12 protein-coding genes are annotated in these 14,387 nt (G+C 64.2%); 5 read left to right on the top strand and 7 right to left on the bottom strand.

Features of this window, described 5'->3' with window-relative positions:
* Positions 1 to 133 precede the first annotated feature (133 nt).
* The 3 genes from C7G41_RS03940 to C7G41_RS03930 form a co-directional block, all read right to left on the bottom strand.
* Complete coding sequence (locus C7G41_RS03940) at positions 134 to 499, bottom strand: hypothetical protein (protein WP_106941306.1); 366 nt, start codon at positions 497 to 499, stop codon at positions 134 to 136.
* A gap of 288 nt (positions 500 to 787) precedes the next feature.
* Positions 788 to 2,224, bottom strand: a complete 1,437-nt coding sequence (locus C7G41_RS03935) for a glutamine synthetase family protein (RefSeq protein ID WP_106941305.1) — start codon at positions 2,222 to 2,224, stop codon at positions 788 to 790.
* Between the two features lie 158 nt (positions 2,225 to 2,382).
* Positions 2,383 to 3,741, bottom strand: a complete 1,359-nt coding sequence (locus C7G41_RS03930) for an aromatic ring-hydroxylating dioxygenase subunit alpha (protein ID WP_106941304.1) — start codon at positions 3,739 to 3,741, stop codon at positions 2,383 to 2,385.
* A gap of 112 nt (positions 3,742 to 3,853) precedes the next feature.
* Here C7G41_RS03930 and C7G41_RS03925 point away from each other — a divergent pair, with 112 nt between their 5' ends.
* Positions 3,854 to 4,639, top strand: a complete 786-nt coding sequence (locus C7G41_RS03925; protein WP_106941303.1) for an IclR family transcriptional regulator C-terminal domain-containing protein — start codon at positions 3,854 to 3,856, stop codon at positions 4,637 to 4,639.
* A gap of 88 nt (positions 4,640 to 4,727) precedes the next feature.
* Here the strand turns inward: C7G41_RS03925 and C7G41_RS03920 are convergent, their stop codons facing one another.
* The gene (locus C7G41_RS03920; protein ID WP_106941302.1) at positions 4,728 to 5,120 is read right to left on the bottom strand and encodes a group II truncated hemoglobin; all 393 of its coding nucleotides are present in this window, start codon (positions 5,118 to 5,120) and stop codon (positions 4,728 to 4,730) included.
* Positions 5,121 to 5,132: 12 nt separating this feature from the next.
* Complete coding sequence (locus C7G41_RS03915) at positions 5,133 to 6,074, bottom strand: helix-turn-helix transcriptional regulator (protein WP_106941301.1); 942 nt, start codon at positions 6,072 to 6,074, stop codon at positions 5,133 to 5,135.
* 90 nt (positions 6,075 to 6,164) lie between these two features.
* Here C7G41_RS03915 and C7G41_RS03910 point away from each other — a divergent pair, with 90 nt between their 5' ends.
* The 4 genes from C7G41_RS03910 (at position 6,165) to boxB (ending at position 12,037) form a co-directional block, all read left to right on the top strand.
* On the top strand, positions 6,165 to 7,706 hold the full coding sequence (locus C7G41_RS03910) for a benzoate-CoA ligase family protein (protein WP_106941300.1): 1,542 nt from the start codon (positions 6,165 to 6,167) through the stop codon (positions 7,704 to 7,706).
* 138 nt (positions 7,707 to 7,844) lie between these two features.
* The gene (locus C7G41_RS03905; RefSeq protein ID WP_199198116.1) at positions 7,845 to 8,666 is read left to right on the top strand and encodes an alpha/beta fold hydrolase; all 822 of its coding nucleotides are present in this window, start codon (positions 7,845 to 7,847) and stop codon (positions 8,664 to 8,666) included.
* 81 nt (positions 8,667 to 8,747) lie between these two features.
* On the top strand, positions 8,748 to 10,436 hold the full coding sequence (boxC, locus tag C7G41_RS03900; RefSeq protein WP_106941299.1) for a 2,3-epoxybenzoyl-CoA dihydrolase: 1,689 nt from the start codon (positions 8,748 to 8,750) through the stop codon (positions 10,434 to 10,436).
* A 149-nt stretch (positions 10,437 to 10,585) separates the two neighbouring features.
* Positions 10,586 to 12,037, top strand: a complete 1,452-nt coding sequence (gene boxB, locus C7G41_RS03895) for a benzoyl-CoA 2,3-epoxidase subunit BoxB (RefSeq protein ID WP_106941298.1) — start codon at positions 10,586 to 10,588, stop codon at positions 12,035 to 12,037.
* 196 nt (positions 12,038 to 12,233) lie between these two features.
* On the opposite strand, the gene C7G41_RS03885 is transcribed toward boxB, so the two are convergent.
* Together C7G41_RS03885 and C7G41_RS03880 are read right to left on the bottom strand one after the other, a co-directional pair.
* Positions 12,234 to 13,043, bottom strand: a complete 810-nt coding sequence (locus C7G41_RS03885) for an SDR family oxidoreductase (protein WP_106941297.1) — start codon at positions 13,041 to 13,043, stop codon at positions 12,234 to 12,236.
* A gap of 244 nt (positions 13,044 to 13,287) precedes the next feature.
* Positions 13,288 to 14,346, bottom strand: coding sequence for a polysaccharide deacetylase family protein (locus C7G41_RS03880; RefSeq protein WP_106941296.1), 1,059 nt, complete (start codon positions 14,344 to 14,346; stop codon positions 13,288 to 13,290).
* Positions 14,347 to 14,387: the final 41 nt, after the last annotated feature.

Raw genomic sequence — 14,387 nt, 5'->3', positions numbered from 1 at the left:
CTGGCGAGGGGCCGAACGCTCGTGCCACACAATCGTCATTGCGAGCGCAGCGAAGCAATCCAGACTGCCGCCGCGGAAAGATTCTGGATTGCTTCGCTGCGCTCGCACTGACGAACGTGAGGGCTATGCCCTCTTACCAGTAAATCCCATGCCGATGCAGTTCGCGGATCACGCGCGCCTCGGTGGATGGCTGGCGACGCTTCGGCTTTGCCGTTTCTCTCGAGCTGGCAACTGGTGCTGCAGTGGACTGAGTTGCGGTCGGAGCGGTCGCGGTTGTCGTGGCAGTTGCTGCCGGCGACGTTGAAGTTGGGGCCGTGGTCGCCGTCTGGACATTCGCGGGCGCCGCCGCCGGAGCTTGTGGCTGCGTGGCTGCTGTCATTGCCGGCTGCTCGGTGATCTGGCTCGCATTTGTCGCCGCAAGGCTAAGGCTCCGTGGTCCGCCGGCATAGGCATGGCTTGCCAGCAGCGACATTGCGGCGATCAGGATCAGCTTTCGCATGACACCCTCCGTTATCTGGTCAATCCATCTTACCTAAATTGGCCTCTATCGCGGCGAGCGGCCGGTCCCGATTTCGATCAAGGTGGCTCGGCAGGAGAGGCGATAGATCAAGCTGAACAAATGACCCCACATGACCGAACTCCATTGTTGATCATCGCAGACAATCTACATGGCCAGGCTTTCCGGCGGTTTTCGCGGGCCTTGGAAAATGGCTTCGTCGGAAGCGGTCAAATGTCGTCGGAACAGAGCAGACGAAGTCATCTCACGGGGAGGTGAGGCGTATCTGGCTCAAAACACCTCGAAATATTCGCGGTGCTCCCAGTCGGTCACCTCGGACAGGAAGCGGTCGATCTCGGCATTCTTGATGTGGGTGTAATAATCGACGAACTCAGGCCCGAGCTTTTCGCGGAAGAACGGATCGTCCTTCAGCGCGCTGGCCGCATCGCGTAGCGACTTCGGCAAGAGCGGCGCCTTGGTTTCATAGGGCGTGTCGGCCGACGGGCCGGGATCGAGCTTGCGGTCGACGCCGTCGAGGCCCGAGAGAATCTGCGAGGCCATGTAGAGATAGGGATTGGCGGCGGGCTCGCCGATGCGGTTTTCCAGACGCGTGGCGGCGTCGCCGGTAGCGCCGAGCACGCGGATCATGACGCCGCGATTGTCGCGGCCCCAGATCGCGCGGTCGGGCGCCAGCGAATAGGAGCGGTAGCGCTTGTAGCCATTGATGGTCGGGGTGGTGAACACGGTCGACGCACGGGCGTGGTCGAGCAGGCCGGCAAGCCAGGCGCTGCCGAACGCGCTGAGCGGCTCGCCGCCCTCGTTCGCCATGAACTGGTTCTCGCCGGTCGCGCGCGAGACGATCGACTGGTGGAGATGCCAGCCGCTCGCGAACAAATTCGGCAGCTTCGGCCGGCACATGAAGGTGGCGTGATAACCGTGGCGGTGCGCGATCTGCTTCACGGCAGAGCGGAACAGCACCATGTTGTCCGCCGGCTCGAGGCCTTTCCTCGGGGCGAATGTGAATTCGCACTGGCTCGGCCCAAACTCGACCTCGACCGAGCGCAGGGGCAGACCGAGCGCGACGATGTCACGGCGCAAAATCTCCAGCACCGGCTCCATCTGATCGAAGCGCTGCTCGGTGAGGTATTGATAGCCGTGGCTGAGCAGGCTCACCGAAGGCGGCGTGCCGGGCTGGCCGGCATCCTCCGGGCGCATATGCGGATTGTCGAGCTTGAAGATGTGGAATTCGACCTCGAGCCCCGCGATGAAATCGTGGCCGCGGCGTCCAAGCTCATCGAGCACCTTGCGATAGAGCCCGCGCGTCGCGAACGGAACGGGACGGCCGTCGTTGAAATAGAGGTCGCAGAGAACCCAGCCGGTGGTCGGTGCCCACGGCAAAACGCGAAACGTGGTGGGATCTGCGACCATCAGCGCGTCGGCCGCCCCCTCCATCTCCTTCATGCCGAAGCCGCCGCCTGACGTGAACACCGGAAACACCGTGCGGTGCGAGGTGTCCTTGGCGAGCATGGTGGTGGTGATGGAGCAGCCGCTCTCCAGCGAGGCGATCGCCTCGGCGGCGATAATGGTCTTGCCGCGCAAAATGCCGTGCTGGTCCGGGAAGGCGAGGCGGATGACCTCGAGGTTCTTCTCCTCGACGATGCGGCGCATGCGCGTCGCCGCGTCCTTCTGCTCATCCGACCACAGCGCATGACGCGCGACGAAAGTCACTTTGGTTGCTCCTCAGTCACGATGCTCGACGGGTGCAAGATGCCTGCCACATTCTCCGTCATTGCGAGCGCAGCGAAGCAATCCAGAATCCCACCGCGGAGACAGTCTGGATTGCTTCGCTGCGCTCGCAATGACGAAGGAGAGATATGCACCAAGCCTCACTCCGCAGCCGTCAGCCGGTGCACGTTGTCCGCGATCTCCTTCGGCACCGGCGCCGTCCACGGCGCGCTGCGGCGGCGCTTGACGTCGACTTCCATCCAGTAGATCTCCCAGCCTCGGGTCGGCCCGATGCCGTCCATGGTCGCCGGGCCCTGGATCGAACGTGCGGTGGCCTCGTCGAGATGCAGCATCGGCTTCTCGCCGCCTGCGACCTTCTCGATCTCCTGCCGCAGCAGGCGGCGATACTGCACGATCGCCTTGTCGCTCGTGCCGAGGTGCTCGCTGGTGCGGTCCTGGATCGCGCCCATCGATTCCACCGCCCACTGGTCGTGGACGTTGATGTCGGTGCCCATGCCGGTATAGGTCGCCGTCTGCTGCTCGTGCGCGTCGAAGCCGTAATCGTTGGCCCTGTTCTTGCGGGATTTGTAGTCCGGCAGCTCATAGAGCTCGAGCCGCTGGTCGCGCATCTTCTTCTTGTCGACGGGGTTCGAATAGCTCGTGAAGATCGCGTACCAGTAGCAATTCTCGTCGTCGACCGGCACGTGCCACTGCGTGATCGTCATCTCGGTACTCATGGGGATGACGAAGCCGTGCGGGAAGAGCTGGTTGGTGACACGCACATGGGTGCGCTCCTCGTCGATCTCGCGCAGCGCGATCAGCCGCAGGCCGTATTCGGTGTGCTCGACATTGATGATCGGGCGGTCGTACTCGCGCAGGATTTTTGTCATCGGCAGATCGGAGCCGGCCGAAGCGCCGCGGAACTGCTTGCCGTAGGCCGTGGAGGTGTCCTCGTCCTCGAAGAAACGATGCAGATAGGAGGCGTGCGCGGGATCGATGCCGACTTCGAGGGCCTGGAGCCAGTTGCAGGCCATGTGCCCCTTGAAGGCAAAGGTGTGGGTATCGGGCGCGACGAAACAGTCGAGCTCCGGAAAGGCCGGCGGTTCACCCTCGCCAAGCCAGGCCCAGAGGATGCCGCTCTTCTCCACCACCGGATAAGAGCGCTGACGGATGTTCTGGCAGAGCTTTGAGTCCTTCGGCTCAGCCGGCGTCTCGATGCATTGCCCGGTGGCGTCGAACAGCCAGCCATGGAAGGCGCAGCGCAGGCCGCCATGCTCGAGCCGTCCGAAGGCGAGATCGGCGCCGCGATGCGCGCAGTGGCGATCGATCAGGCCGTAGCGCCCGGTTTCGTCGCGGAACAGCACGAGATTCTCGCCGAGCAGTTTGACCGGGCGGATCGGGCGATCGCCGTCGAGTTCGTCCACCAGCGCCGCCGGCTGCCAGTAGCTCCGCATCAGCTTTCCGCAGGGGTCCTTCGGACCGGTGCGGGTGATCAGGTCGTTCTGCTCCTGGCTCATCATGGCAGTCGCGTCCTTTGTGGAGGGGCGTTTGTTCGCCTATTGAACGAATGGGCGAATTATGCCATGCCTCGTTCTGGCAGCAAGCACTATTTTGCAGGAATGTCCCAACGCCATGCCCAAGCTGAAGCGAAGCGAGAGCGACGAGCGCGCGACGGATTTCGTCGAGAGCCTCGATCGCGGCCTGCGCCTGCTGCAATGCTTCGGCACCGCGGCCGGCCCGATGACACTCAGCGATCTCGCCCGTGCCGCGGAGCTTCCACGCGCCACCGCACGGCGCATGCTGTTCACGCTCCAGCGCGGCGGCTTCGTCAGTGGCGACGGCAAGCTGTTCTCGCTGACGCCGCATGTGCTGACACTGGCGGCATCGTATCTGCGGTCGAGCCAGCTCGTCACGGTTCTGCAACCGGTGCTCGATCGCGTCGCGACGGCGGCCAACGAAATCTCCTCGCTCGCGGTGCTCGACGGCGATGAGGTCGTGTTCATCGCGCGCAGCAGTCCGGCGCGGATGTTTTCAGGGGGGCTGGACATCGGCTACCGCCTGCCGGCCTTCTGCACCTCGGTCGGCCGCGCCATGCTCGGTCAACTCGACGATGCCGAGCTAGCTGCGCGTCTGAAAGCGATGACGCGCGAGGCTCTGACGCCGCACACGGAGACCGATCCCAAGGCATTGCTCGCGCGCGTCCTCGCCGACCGTGCGCAGGGTTATGCGCTGGTCGATCGCGAGGCCGAGCCGCATTTCCGCTCGATCTCGGTCCCCGTCCGCCGCTACGACGGCGTGATCGTCGCTGCCGTCAACATGGGCGCCCATGTCGACCGCGTGCCGGAGCAGGAATTGATCGAGCGGTTTTTGCCATTGTTGCGTCAGAGCGCGGAGGCGGTGCGGTCGCAACTCTTGTAGCCCGGGTGAGCGAAGTGATACCCGGGAAAGTCATCGTGAAGACCCGGATGTCGCTTCGCTCATCCGGGCTACGCGTCCGTGCAAATCGCTACCGGTTGCGCATCCAGTCGGCGAGACCGGACAACGCCTTGTCGAGGTCCTGCCGCGCGGCAGCGTCCACAACAGCTTCCTCCAGCGCGCCGCGCATGCAGAGCATCCACGCGTCGCGCTCGGCATCGCCGATGGCAAAGCCGATGTGGCGCTGGCGCAGCCGTGGATGGCCCTTCTCGACCGAGTAGAGTTTCGGCCCGCCGGTCCATTCGGTGAGATAGCGCTTCAGCACGTCCCTGATCAGGCCGAGATCGGCGGCGTGCATCGCGCGGATTATTTGGGCCTCCGGCAGCGTATCCATCCGCTGGTAGAAGCGATCGACCAGCCGATCGATCGTGGCGCTGCCGCCGACCCGCTCGAACATGGAGATTGCGACGTCGCTATCGGTCATGGGAGCTCAGACCTACAGCGCCACGCTGCGCAGCCCGAAGCTGCGCGCTTCGTTTTGCAGCACCGGGCGCACCGCATCGATCAGGCGCGCGGCAGCGGCATCGACGGACAGTCCCGCCGTGTCCACCACCGCCGTCGCGCGCGCATACAGCGGCTCGCGGCTCAAGAGGATGTTGCGCAGCTCCGCCATGGCGGAGCGGTCGTCGGCCATCGGGCGCAAATCGCCCTGGCGGCGGACACGGGCCATGTGCTCCTCGGGCTCGGCCTTCAGCCAGATCGTGTAGAACGACGACAGGATCTGGTCGAAGGTCAGGGGCTCCGAGACGATGCCGCCGCCGGTCGCCAGCACCATCAGCTCGTTGCGCGCGAGCAGCTGTTGCAGCGCCGCCTGCTCCATGCGGCGAAAACCTTCCTGGCCATAGAGCGCGATGATCTCGGCGACCGAGAGGCCGTTCTGCTGCTCGACCTCCTTGTTGAGTTCGACAAAACTCCAGCCGACCTTCTTCGCCAGCATCCGCCCAAGCGTGGATTTGCCGGCGCCGCGCAGCCCGATCAGCGCGATGCCGCAGAACGGGGCGCGCCGTGGCGCCGACGCGCTGCCGCCCGCGAGCAGATCCTTGGCCTGCGCGATCTGCGCCGGCGTCGCCTTGCGCAGGAGATCGCGAAACATCTGCCAGTCCGGGGTCGGATCGGCCGAGGGAAGCAGGTCTTCGAGATGCGCGCCCATCGCGTCGGAGACGCGGCGGAGCAGCACGATGGAGACGTTGCCCTTGCCGCTTTCGAGCTGCGCGATGTAGCGCTCCGATATTCCCGATACCTTGGCGAGCACCTTGCGCGACATGCCGCGCAGCGCGCGCATGGTGCGCACGCGCTGGCCGAGCTGTTCGAGAAATTGGGATTCGGCGTCGGGACTGTCGGTCATGGACTTTTCTTTAGCGGATGTCCTGCGGCGCATTTAAATGAAACATAATGCCTGATAGCATTGACAGCAAGCCGATGCAGTGTCTTTCTATGAATTATAATTCTAAAATCGGGGGAGACGACCGTGAGCGAGGGATCCTATAACGTGGTGACCTGGCTGCTCGACCGGAACGTCGAGGAGGGACGCGGCAACAAGCTCGCCTTCGACGACACCGTCTCGCGGCTCACCTATGGCGAGCTGGCGCGCGAAACGCGGCGCACCGCCAACATGCTGCGCCGGCTCGGCGTCCGCCGAGAAGAGCGTGTGGCGATGATCATGCTGGATACGGTCGACTTTCCGATCGTGTTCCTGGGCGCGATCCGCGCCGGCATCGTGCCGGTGCCGCTCAACACGCTGCTGACACCGGATCAATACGCCTACATCCTCTCCGACTGCCGCGCGCGCGTGCTGTTCGTGTCGGAAGCGCTCTATCCCGTCATCAGGGACGTCGTCGGCCGCATGCCGGATCTCGAGCACGTCGTCGTGTCCGGCGCCAAGCAGAACGGCCACAAGCAGCTGGCCGAGGAGCTCGCGGACGAGAGCGACAAATTCACCACCGCCGCGACGCATCCCGACGAGCCGGCGTTCTGGCTCTATTCGTCCGGCTCGACGGGCATGCCCAAGGGTGTACGCCACATCCATTCGAACATGCAGGCGACCGCCGATACTTACGCCAACCAGGTGCTCGGCATCCGCGAGAGTGATGTATGTCTCTCCGCCGCAAAGCTGTTCTTCGCCTATGGCCTCGGCAACGCGTTGACCTTCCCGATGTCGGTCGGCGCAACTGTCGTGCTCAACAGCGAACGGCAGACGCCGGCGCGCATGTTCGACCTGATGAACCGCTACAAGCCCTCGATCTTCTACGGCGTGCCGACGCTGTTCGCGGCGATGCTCAACGACGAGGCGATGAAGGGCGAGCGCGGCGGCGGCGCCCTGCGTATCTGCACCTCGGCCGGCGAGGCGCTGCCGGAGTCCGTCGGCAACAGCTGGAAGGCGCGCTTCGGCGTCGACATTCTCGACGGCGTCGGCTCGACCGAGCTGTTGCACATCTTCCTGTCGAACGCGCCCGGCGACATCAAATACGGCTCCTCGGGTAAGCCAGTGCCTGGCTATGCGGTGCGGCTCGTCAACGAGGCCGGACAGGATGTCGCCGACGGCGAGGTCGGCGAGCTGCTGGTCGATGCGCCTTCCGCCGGCGAGGGCTACTGGAACCAGCGCCACAAGAGTCGCCGCACGTTCGAGGGTCCGTGGACCCGCACCGGCGACAAATATGTCAGGGATGCCGAGGGCCGTTACACCTTCTGCGGCCGCGCCGACGACATGTTCAAGGTTTCCGGCATCTGGGTCTCGCCCTTCGAGGTCGAGAGCGCGCTGATCACGCATCCCGCCGTGCTGGAAGCTGCCGTCGTGCCCGAAGCCGATCCGGAAGGTCTGCTGAAGCCGAAGGCCTTCGTCGTGCTACGCCCCGGCGCGACGACGACGGGCCTGCAGGAGCTGCTCAAGGATCACGTCAAGCAGAAGATCGGCCCGTGGAAATATCCGCGCTGGATCGACGTGGTGGACTCGCTGCCGAAGACGGCGACGGGAAAGATTCAGCGGTTCAAGCTGCGGGACGGGGCGAACTGAGCGGCTCCGTCATTCCGGGGCGCGCAAAGCGCGAACCCGGAATCTCGAGCTATGGACTGCAAGGACTGCAACGTCGAGATTCCGGATCAACTCGCTTCGCGAGTTGTCCGGAATGACGGAGTGAATGGAAACGACAGCATGACCAACCTCGCCCCCACCGGCTTCCTCAGCATCGGCAACGCCAGCCTCGAATACAAATGGCTGGCGCCGCAATCCGCCGATGCACCCACCATTGTCATGCTGCACGAAGGCCTCGGCTCCGTCGGGCTCTGGGGTGACTTCCCGGAAAAGCTCCAGCAGGCAACCTCCGCCGGCATCTTCGTCTATTCGCGCGCGGGCTACGGCCAGTCGAGCAAGGTCGCGCTGCCGCGGCCGCTCGACTACATGCAGCGCGAAGCACTGGACGTGCTGCCGAAGATCCTCGACGCGATCGGCTTCAGGCGCGGCCTGCTGCTCGGCCATTCCGACGGCGCCTCGATCGCGACGATCTATGCCGGCGCGCATCAGGATCATCGCCTGAACGGCCTCGTGCTGATCGCGCCGCATTTCATCGTCGAGGACATCTCGGTGAAGTCGATTGCGGACATCAAGACTACCTTCGAGGCCACTGACCTGAAGGCAAAGCTCGCGCGCTGGCACAAGGACGTCGACAACGCCTTCTACGGCTGGAACGCCGCCTGGCTCGACCCTAAGTTCCGCGATTGGGACATCTCGGAATATCTCGCCTACATCCGCGTTCCGGTGCTGGTCCTTCAAGGCGTGGACGACCAATACGGGACGCTGCATCAGGCCGAGATCGCGCAGCAGGAATGCTATTGCCCAGTCGATTTGAACGTCATTTCAGGCGCGGCGCATTCTCCCCACCGCGAAGCTCCCGGACAGACGCTTGACGCGATTGAGCAATTTGCAGCAGCGGCCTTGCGCGAAGACATGAAACAAAATGCATGTTCTCTCGTTTAAGGGATAGACTCGCCTGAAAATGTGCACTATTGTGCATCTAACACGACAGCCAAAACGCATAATCAAGCTCAAGGGTGGCCCATGGCCGGGGAAGATCGGCGCCTCGCAGGCGGCGCGACATTCATCGATTTCCAGACCGAGCCGTCCCGCTACCGGCACTGGAAGCTCGCGGTCGACGGTGACGTCGCCACCCTGACCATGGACGTCGATGAGAATGGCGGCCTGTTCGAGGGCTATCTGCTCAAGCTCAATTCCTACGATCTCGGCGTCGACATCGAGCTTGCCGACGCGGTCCAGCGCCTGCGCTTCGAGCACCCCGACGTGAAGGTCGTGGTGATGCGCTCGGCCAAGAACCGCGTGTTCTGCGCCGGCGCCAACATCCGCATGCTCGCGGGCTCGACGCATGCCCACAAGGTCAATTTCTGCAAGTTCACCAACGAGACCCGCAACGGCATGGAAGACTCGTCGGAGAATTCCGGCCAGCGCTTCATCACCGTCGTGAACGGCTCGGCCGCCGGCGGCGGCTACGAGCTCGCGCTCGCCACCGACTACATCATGCTCGCCGATGACGGCGCGTCCGCCGTCGCCTTGCCCGAAGTGCCGCTGCTCGCGGTGCTGCCGGGCACCGGCGGCCTCACGCGTGTGGTCGACAAGCGCAAGGTGCGCCGCGATCACGCAGATTTCTTCTGCACCATCGAGGAAGGCGTGAAGGGCAAGCGCGCCGTGCAATGGCGCCTGGTCGACGAGATCGCGCCGAACAGCAAGCTCGAAGGCAAGGTTGCCGAGCGCGCCAGGGAATTCGCCGACAGCTCGAAGCGCAAGGGCAGCGGCAAGGGCATCGCGCTGACGCCGCTCAAGCGCATCATCGATGAGACCAGCATCCGCTACGGCTTTGTCACCGTCGACATCGACCGCGCCGCGCGCATCGCCACGATCTCGATCAAGGCGCCTGAAGCTGCGCCGCCCGCCGACATCGACGGCATGATGGCGCAGGGTGTCGCGTTCTGGCCGCTCCAGGTCGCGCGCGAACTCGACGATGCCATCCTGCATTTGCGCATCAACGAGCTCGAGACCGCCATGCTGGTGTTCAAGAGCCATGGCGACCGCGCCCATGTGCTCGCCTGCGACGCCTTCCTCGAAGCCAACAAGGCGCATTGGCTGGTCAACGAAATCAGGCACTATTGGAAGCGGGTCTTGAAGCGCATCGACGTCACCTCGCGCACGCTGGTGACGCTGGTCGAGCCCGGCTCCTGCTTCGCCGGCACGCTGGCCGAGCTCGTCTTCGCCGCCGACCGCTCCTACATGCTGATCGGCACGCGGCAGGGTGACAACCGCCCGCCGCCGTCGATCGAACTGTCAACGATGAATTTTGGCCCGTATCCGATGAGCCATGGCCTGACGCGGCTTCAGTCGCGCTTCCAGGCCGATCCGGCCGATGTGGAACGCGCGGAAGCCACGATGGGCACGGCGCTGGACGCCGAGCAGGCGGAAGAGCTCGGTCTCGTCACCTTCGCGCTCGACGACATCGACTGGGACGACGAGGTCCGCGTGTTCCTGGAGGAACGCGCCAGCTTCTCGCCCGACAGCCTCACCGGCATGGAAGCGAGCCTTCGCTTCGTTGGCCCCGAGACGATGGAGTCGAAAATCTTCTCGCGCCTCACCGCGTGGCAGAACTGGATCTTCCAGCGCCCCAACGCGGTCGGCGAGGAAGGCGCGCTGCGCCGCTACGGCAGCGGGCAGAAGCCGAAATTTGATATGACGCGGGTGTGATGACTCTCGTGTCCCGGGCGCGCTGCGGCACGAAGTGACGCTGCGCAGAACCGGGACTCATGTGGACCGAACAATGGGTCCCGGCTCTGCAGCGCACCGCTTCGCGCTGCGCAGCGTCCGGGACAGAAGACAGACCAAGGAGCACGGCCATGAACGCGAACATCATGAACGTCGACTACTCGACCAAGATTCCGAACAACGTCAATCTGGCCGAAGACCGCCAGGTGCTCAAAGCGCTGGAGGGCTGGCATCCCGGCTACATGGACTGGTGGAAAGACATGGGGCCGGAAGGCTTCCAGGAATCGCTGGTGTACTTGCGCACCGCTTATTCGGTCGATCCGCGCGGTTGGGCCAAGTTCGACTACGTGCGGATGCCCGAGTATCGCTGGGGCATTCTCCTTGCTCCCCAGGAAGAGAACCGCGTCGTGCCGTTCGGCGAGCATTTTGGCGAGCCGGCCTGGCAGGAAGTCCCGGGTGAATATCGCGCCATGCTGCGCCGTCTGATCGTGATCCAGGGCGACACCGAGCCTGCCTCGGTCGAGCAGCAGCGCCACCTCGGCAAGACCGCGCCCTCGCTGTACGACATGCGCAATCTGTTCCAGGTCAATGTCGAGGAAGGCCGTCACCTCTGGGCGATGGTGTACCTGCTGCAAAAGTACTTTGGTCGCGACGGACGTGAAGAGGCTGACGATTTGTTGCGCCGCCGCTCGGGTGATGCTGACTCGCCACGCATGCTGGGCGCCTTCAACGAGGCGACGCCGGACTGGCTGTCCTTCTTCATGTTCACCTACTTTACCGACCGCGACGGCAAGATGCAGTTGCACTCGCTGGCGCAGTCCGGCTTCGATCCGCTGTCGCGCACCTGCCGCTTCATGCTGACGGAAGAAGCGCACCACATGTTCGTCGGCGAGACCGGCATCACCCGCGTCGTGCAGCGCACCTGCGATGCAATGCGGGAAGCCGGCATCACCGATCCCACCGACATCGCGAAGGTCCGCGCGCTCGGCGTGATCGACCTGCCGACCATCCAAAAGAAGCTGAACCTGCACTATACGCTGTCGCTCGATCTGTTTGGCTCGGAAGTCTCCACCAACGCGGCGAACGCCTTCAACACCGGCATCAAGGGCCGCTATCACGAGACCCAGATCGACGACGATCATCAGCTCAAGAACGCCACCTATCCGGTGCTGAAGTTCATCGACGGCGAGATCAAGCTGGTGGACGAGCCGGCGCTGACCGCGCTCAACATGCGCCTGCGCGACGATTACAGCCAGGATTGCGTCAAGGGCATGCTGCGCTGGAACAAGGTGATCTCGACCGCGGGCTACCAGTTTCAGCTCAAGCTGCCCAACGTCGCCTTCCATCGCCATATCGGCGAGTTCAAGGGCATCCACGCCACGCCCGACGGCATTCTGATCGACGATGCCACCTGGGCGAAGCGCAAGGACGAATGGCTGCCATCGACCGCCGACGGCGACTTCATCACCTCGCTGATGCAGCCCGTCACCGAGACCGGTCAGTTCGCCTCATGGATCTCGCCGCCGAAAGTCGGCATCGACAACAAGCCCGGCGATTTCGAGTATGTGAGGATCGAGTCGTAGGGGCTGCTCAAGAGGGGCTATGGCCGCGTCACAACTTCGTTGTCGTCCCGGCGCAGGCCGGGACCCATAACCACAAAGAATAGTTTGGCGGAGATACGTCGTTCGGTACGCCTACCGGCGACGATCGATAGATTCCGCGGTATGGGTCCCGGCCTGCGCCGGGACGACACCGGAATTTGAAGCGCGGGCGGTTGCCTCAACTATCCCACCCGCTCCCCTTGATACCCGGGTTCGCATAGACAATGCCGCCGTCCACCGCGATGGTCGCGCCCACCACATAATCTCCTGCGCGAGAGGCCAGATAGATCGCCGCGCCCGCCATGTCCTCGTCGGTGCCGACGCGGCCCGCGGGCACGCGCGTCGAGACCTCGTCGGCATGATCGCGTGCGGCGCGGTTCATGTCGGATTTGAACGGGCCCGGCGCGATCGCGGTGACAACGATGTGGTCGCCGATCAGCTTCACGGCCATGCGCCGCGTCAAATGGATCAGCCCCGCCTTGCTCGCCGCGTAGGAATAGGTCTCGCCCGGATTGACGAAGATGCCGTCGATCGAGGCGATGTTGATCACTTTCGCCGGCCGCTCTACTGATGCCGCCGCGCGCAGCGTGGGCGCCAGCGCCTTGGTCAGGAAGAACGGCGCCTTGAGGTTGAGGTTCATCACCTTGTCCCAGCCGCTCTCCGGAAACTCGTCGAACTCCGCGCCCCAGGCCGCGCCCGCATTGTTGACGAGGATGTCGAGTTTTGGCTCGCGCTTCCCGAATTCGCTCGCAAGCAGCTCGGCGCCGGCCAGCGTCGAGATGTCGATCGGCAGCGCGATGCATTCGCCGTCATATTGTGCGGAGAGCTCGTTCGCGGTGGCTTCGCAAGGCCCGGCCTTGCGCGCGGTGATGTAGACCTTCGCGGCCCCGGCGCTGAGAAATCCCGCCGCGATCATCTTGCCGATGCCGCGCGAACCGCCGGTCACCAGCGCGACGCGGCCTTTGAGCGAGAACAGATCGTTGAACATGGTGCCTCCCGTTGTTTGTGACGTTTTGAGCGCGGGTGGGGAGGGGAGTCAAGGAACGGCGGGACCACGAGGCGATAGCCGTCCAGCTAACTCGGTGTCGTCCCGGCCTAGTGCGCAATTGCGCACGGGGCCCGGGACCCATAACCCCAGGGAGAACTTTGGCGAAGGCTGGTCGTTCGAGATTGGCACCAAACGCAATCGACGGATCACGCGGTATGGGTCCCGGCCTTCGCCGGGACGACGGTTAAGCCGCCGCGATCCTGCGGAAGCCGTTCCACATCGCGGTCGCGGCGCCCGAGGTCAGCACCGGCAGAATCCGCCTGTCCTGGTAATTGCCGTTGAGCGAGACCCGTGGCAACGCGGTCATGTGGCCGGCGTTTTCGGCGAACAGCATCCCGGGCCGCGTCGTCACCGCGGTCTTGAAGCCGGCGGATGCGGCGAGCGCGAATTCACGCTCGCCCGCCGCCTCGCGATCGCCGTAGGGATAGGCAAGATGCTGGACATTGCGGCCGAGCGCCTGCTCGATCCGCGCGCGGCTCACGGCCATCTCCTGCGTGGCGATCTCTTCGCTTTGCTTGGCGAGATTGCAATGGCTGATGGAATGCGCGCCGATCGTGACCAGGGGATCGGCGGCAAATGTCTTCACCTCGTCCCAGGACAGGCAGAGGCTGCGGCACAGCGCGGCCATGTCGACGCCGTACTTCGTGCAGAGCGCCTCGATCTCGCGCTTGAGATCGTGCTCGCCGGGCAATGCGCGCAACCAGTCGTGCAGGCGGTCGAACGCCGCCTGCTTGGCGGCTGGCGTCGTCGCATCGAGCCGCAGCGCGGCATTGCCGATTGTCACCTCGATCTGCTCGGCCTTGGCGATCACCGCCTCCAGCGCCTCCCACCACAGCCGACCCGTGCCCTCGGCGAAATCGCTCGCGACATAGACCGCCAAGGGCGCGTCAAATTCGCGCAGAACCGGCAGCGCAAAATCGAGATTGTCGCGATAGCCATCGTCGAGTGTGAAGGCGGCGAAGCGACGGTCGAACCGGCGCCGCACCAGCCGATCATGCAGCTCGTCCATGCTGACGATGTCGATCTCGCGCGAGCGCAGATGGCGGAGTGTCGCGCGCAGGAATTCGGGGGTGACTTCGAGATGCCTGTTTGGCTGGAACGCCGCGTCGCGGGCCGGCCGCACGTGATGCAGCATGAAAATGGCGCCAACGCCCGACAAAAGCGGGCGCAACAGGTGGTGGGCGCCGCTGAAATAGAGTGCTTCCAGCCCGGCGCGGATGACGTTGTTACGAAGTTGTTTCATGACCCGCTGGCGGACTTTGGCATTCCGTCTTCAACTTACGG

Origin of the sequence: Bradyrhizobium sp. MOS002 (genome assembly GCF_003020115.1) — a bacterium.
GTDB lineage: Bacteria > Pseudomonadota > Alphaproteobacteria > Rhizobiales > Xanthobacteraceae > Bradyrhizobium.
This window is presented reverse-complemented; position numbering and strand designations above follow the sequence as displayed.

Coding starts and splice junctions, on each gene's coding strand:
- C7G41_RS03905 (WP_199198116.1), top strand. CDS start 7,845: ATGACCAACCTCGCCCCCACCGGCTTCCTCAGCATCGGCAACGCCAGC.
- C7G41_RS03880 (WP_106941296.1), bottom strand. CDS start 14,346: ATGAAACAACTTCGTAACAACGTCATCCGCGCCGGGCTGGAAGCACTC.
- C7G41_RS03925 (WP_106941303.1), top strand. CDS start 3,854: ATGCCCAAGCTGAAGCGAAGCGAGAGCGACGAGCGCGCGACGGATTTC.
- C7G41_RS03940 (WP_106941306.1), bottom strand. CDS start 499: ATGCGAAAGCTGATCCTGATCGCCGCAATGTCGCTGCTGGCAAGCCAT.
- C7G41_RS03915 (WP_106941301.1), bottom strand. CDS start 6,074: ATGCGCCGCAGGACATCCGCTAAAGAAAAGTCCATGACCGACAGTCCC.
- C7G41_RS03885 (WP_106941297.1), bottom strand. CDS start 13,043: ATGTTCAACGATCTGTTCTCGCTCAAAGGCCGCGTCGCGCTGGTGACC.
- C7G41_RS03930 (WP_106941304.1), bottom strand. CDS start 3,741: ATGATGAGCCAGGAGCAGAACGACCTGATCACCCGCACCGGTCCGAAG.
- C7G41_RS03920 (WP_106941302.1), bottom strand. CDS start 5,120: ATGACCGATAGCGACGTCGCAATCTCCATGTTCGAGCGGGTCGGCGGC.
- boxC (WP_106941299.1), top strand. CDS start 8,748: ATGGCCGGGGAAGATCGGCGCCTCGCAGGCGGCGCGACATTCATCGAT.
- boxB (WP_106941298.1), top strand. CDS start 10,586: ATGAACGCGAACATCATGAACGTCGACTACTCGACCAAGATTCCGAAC.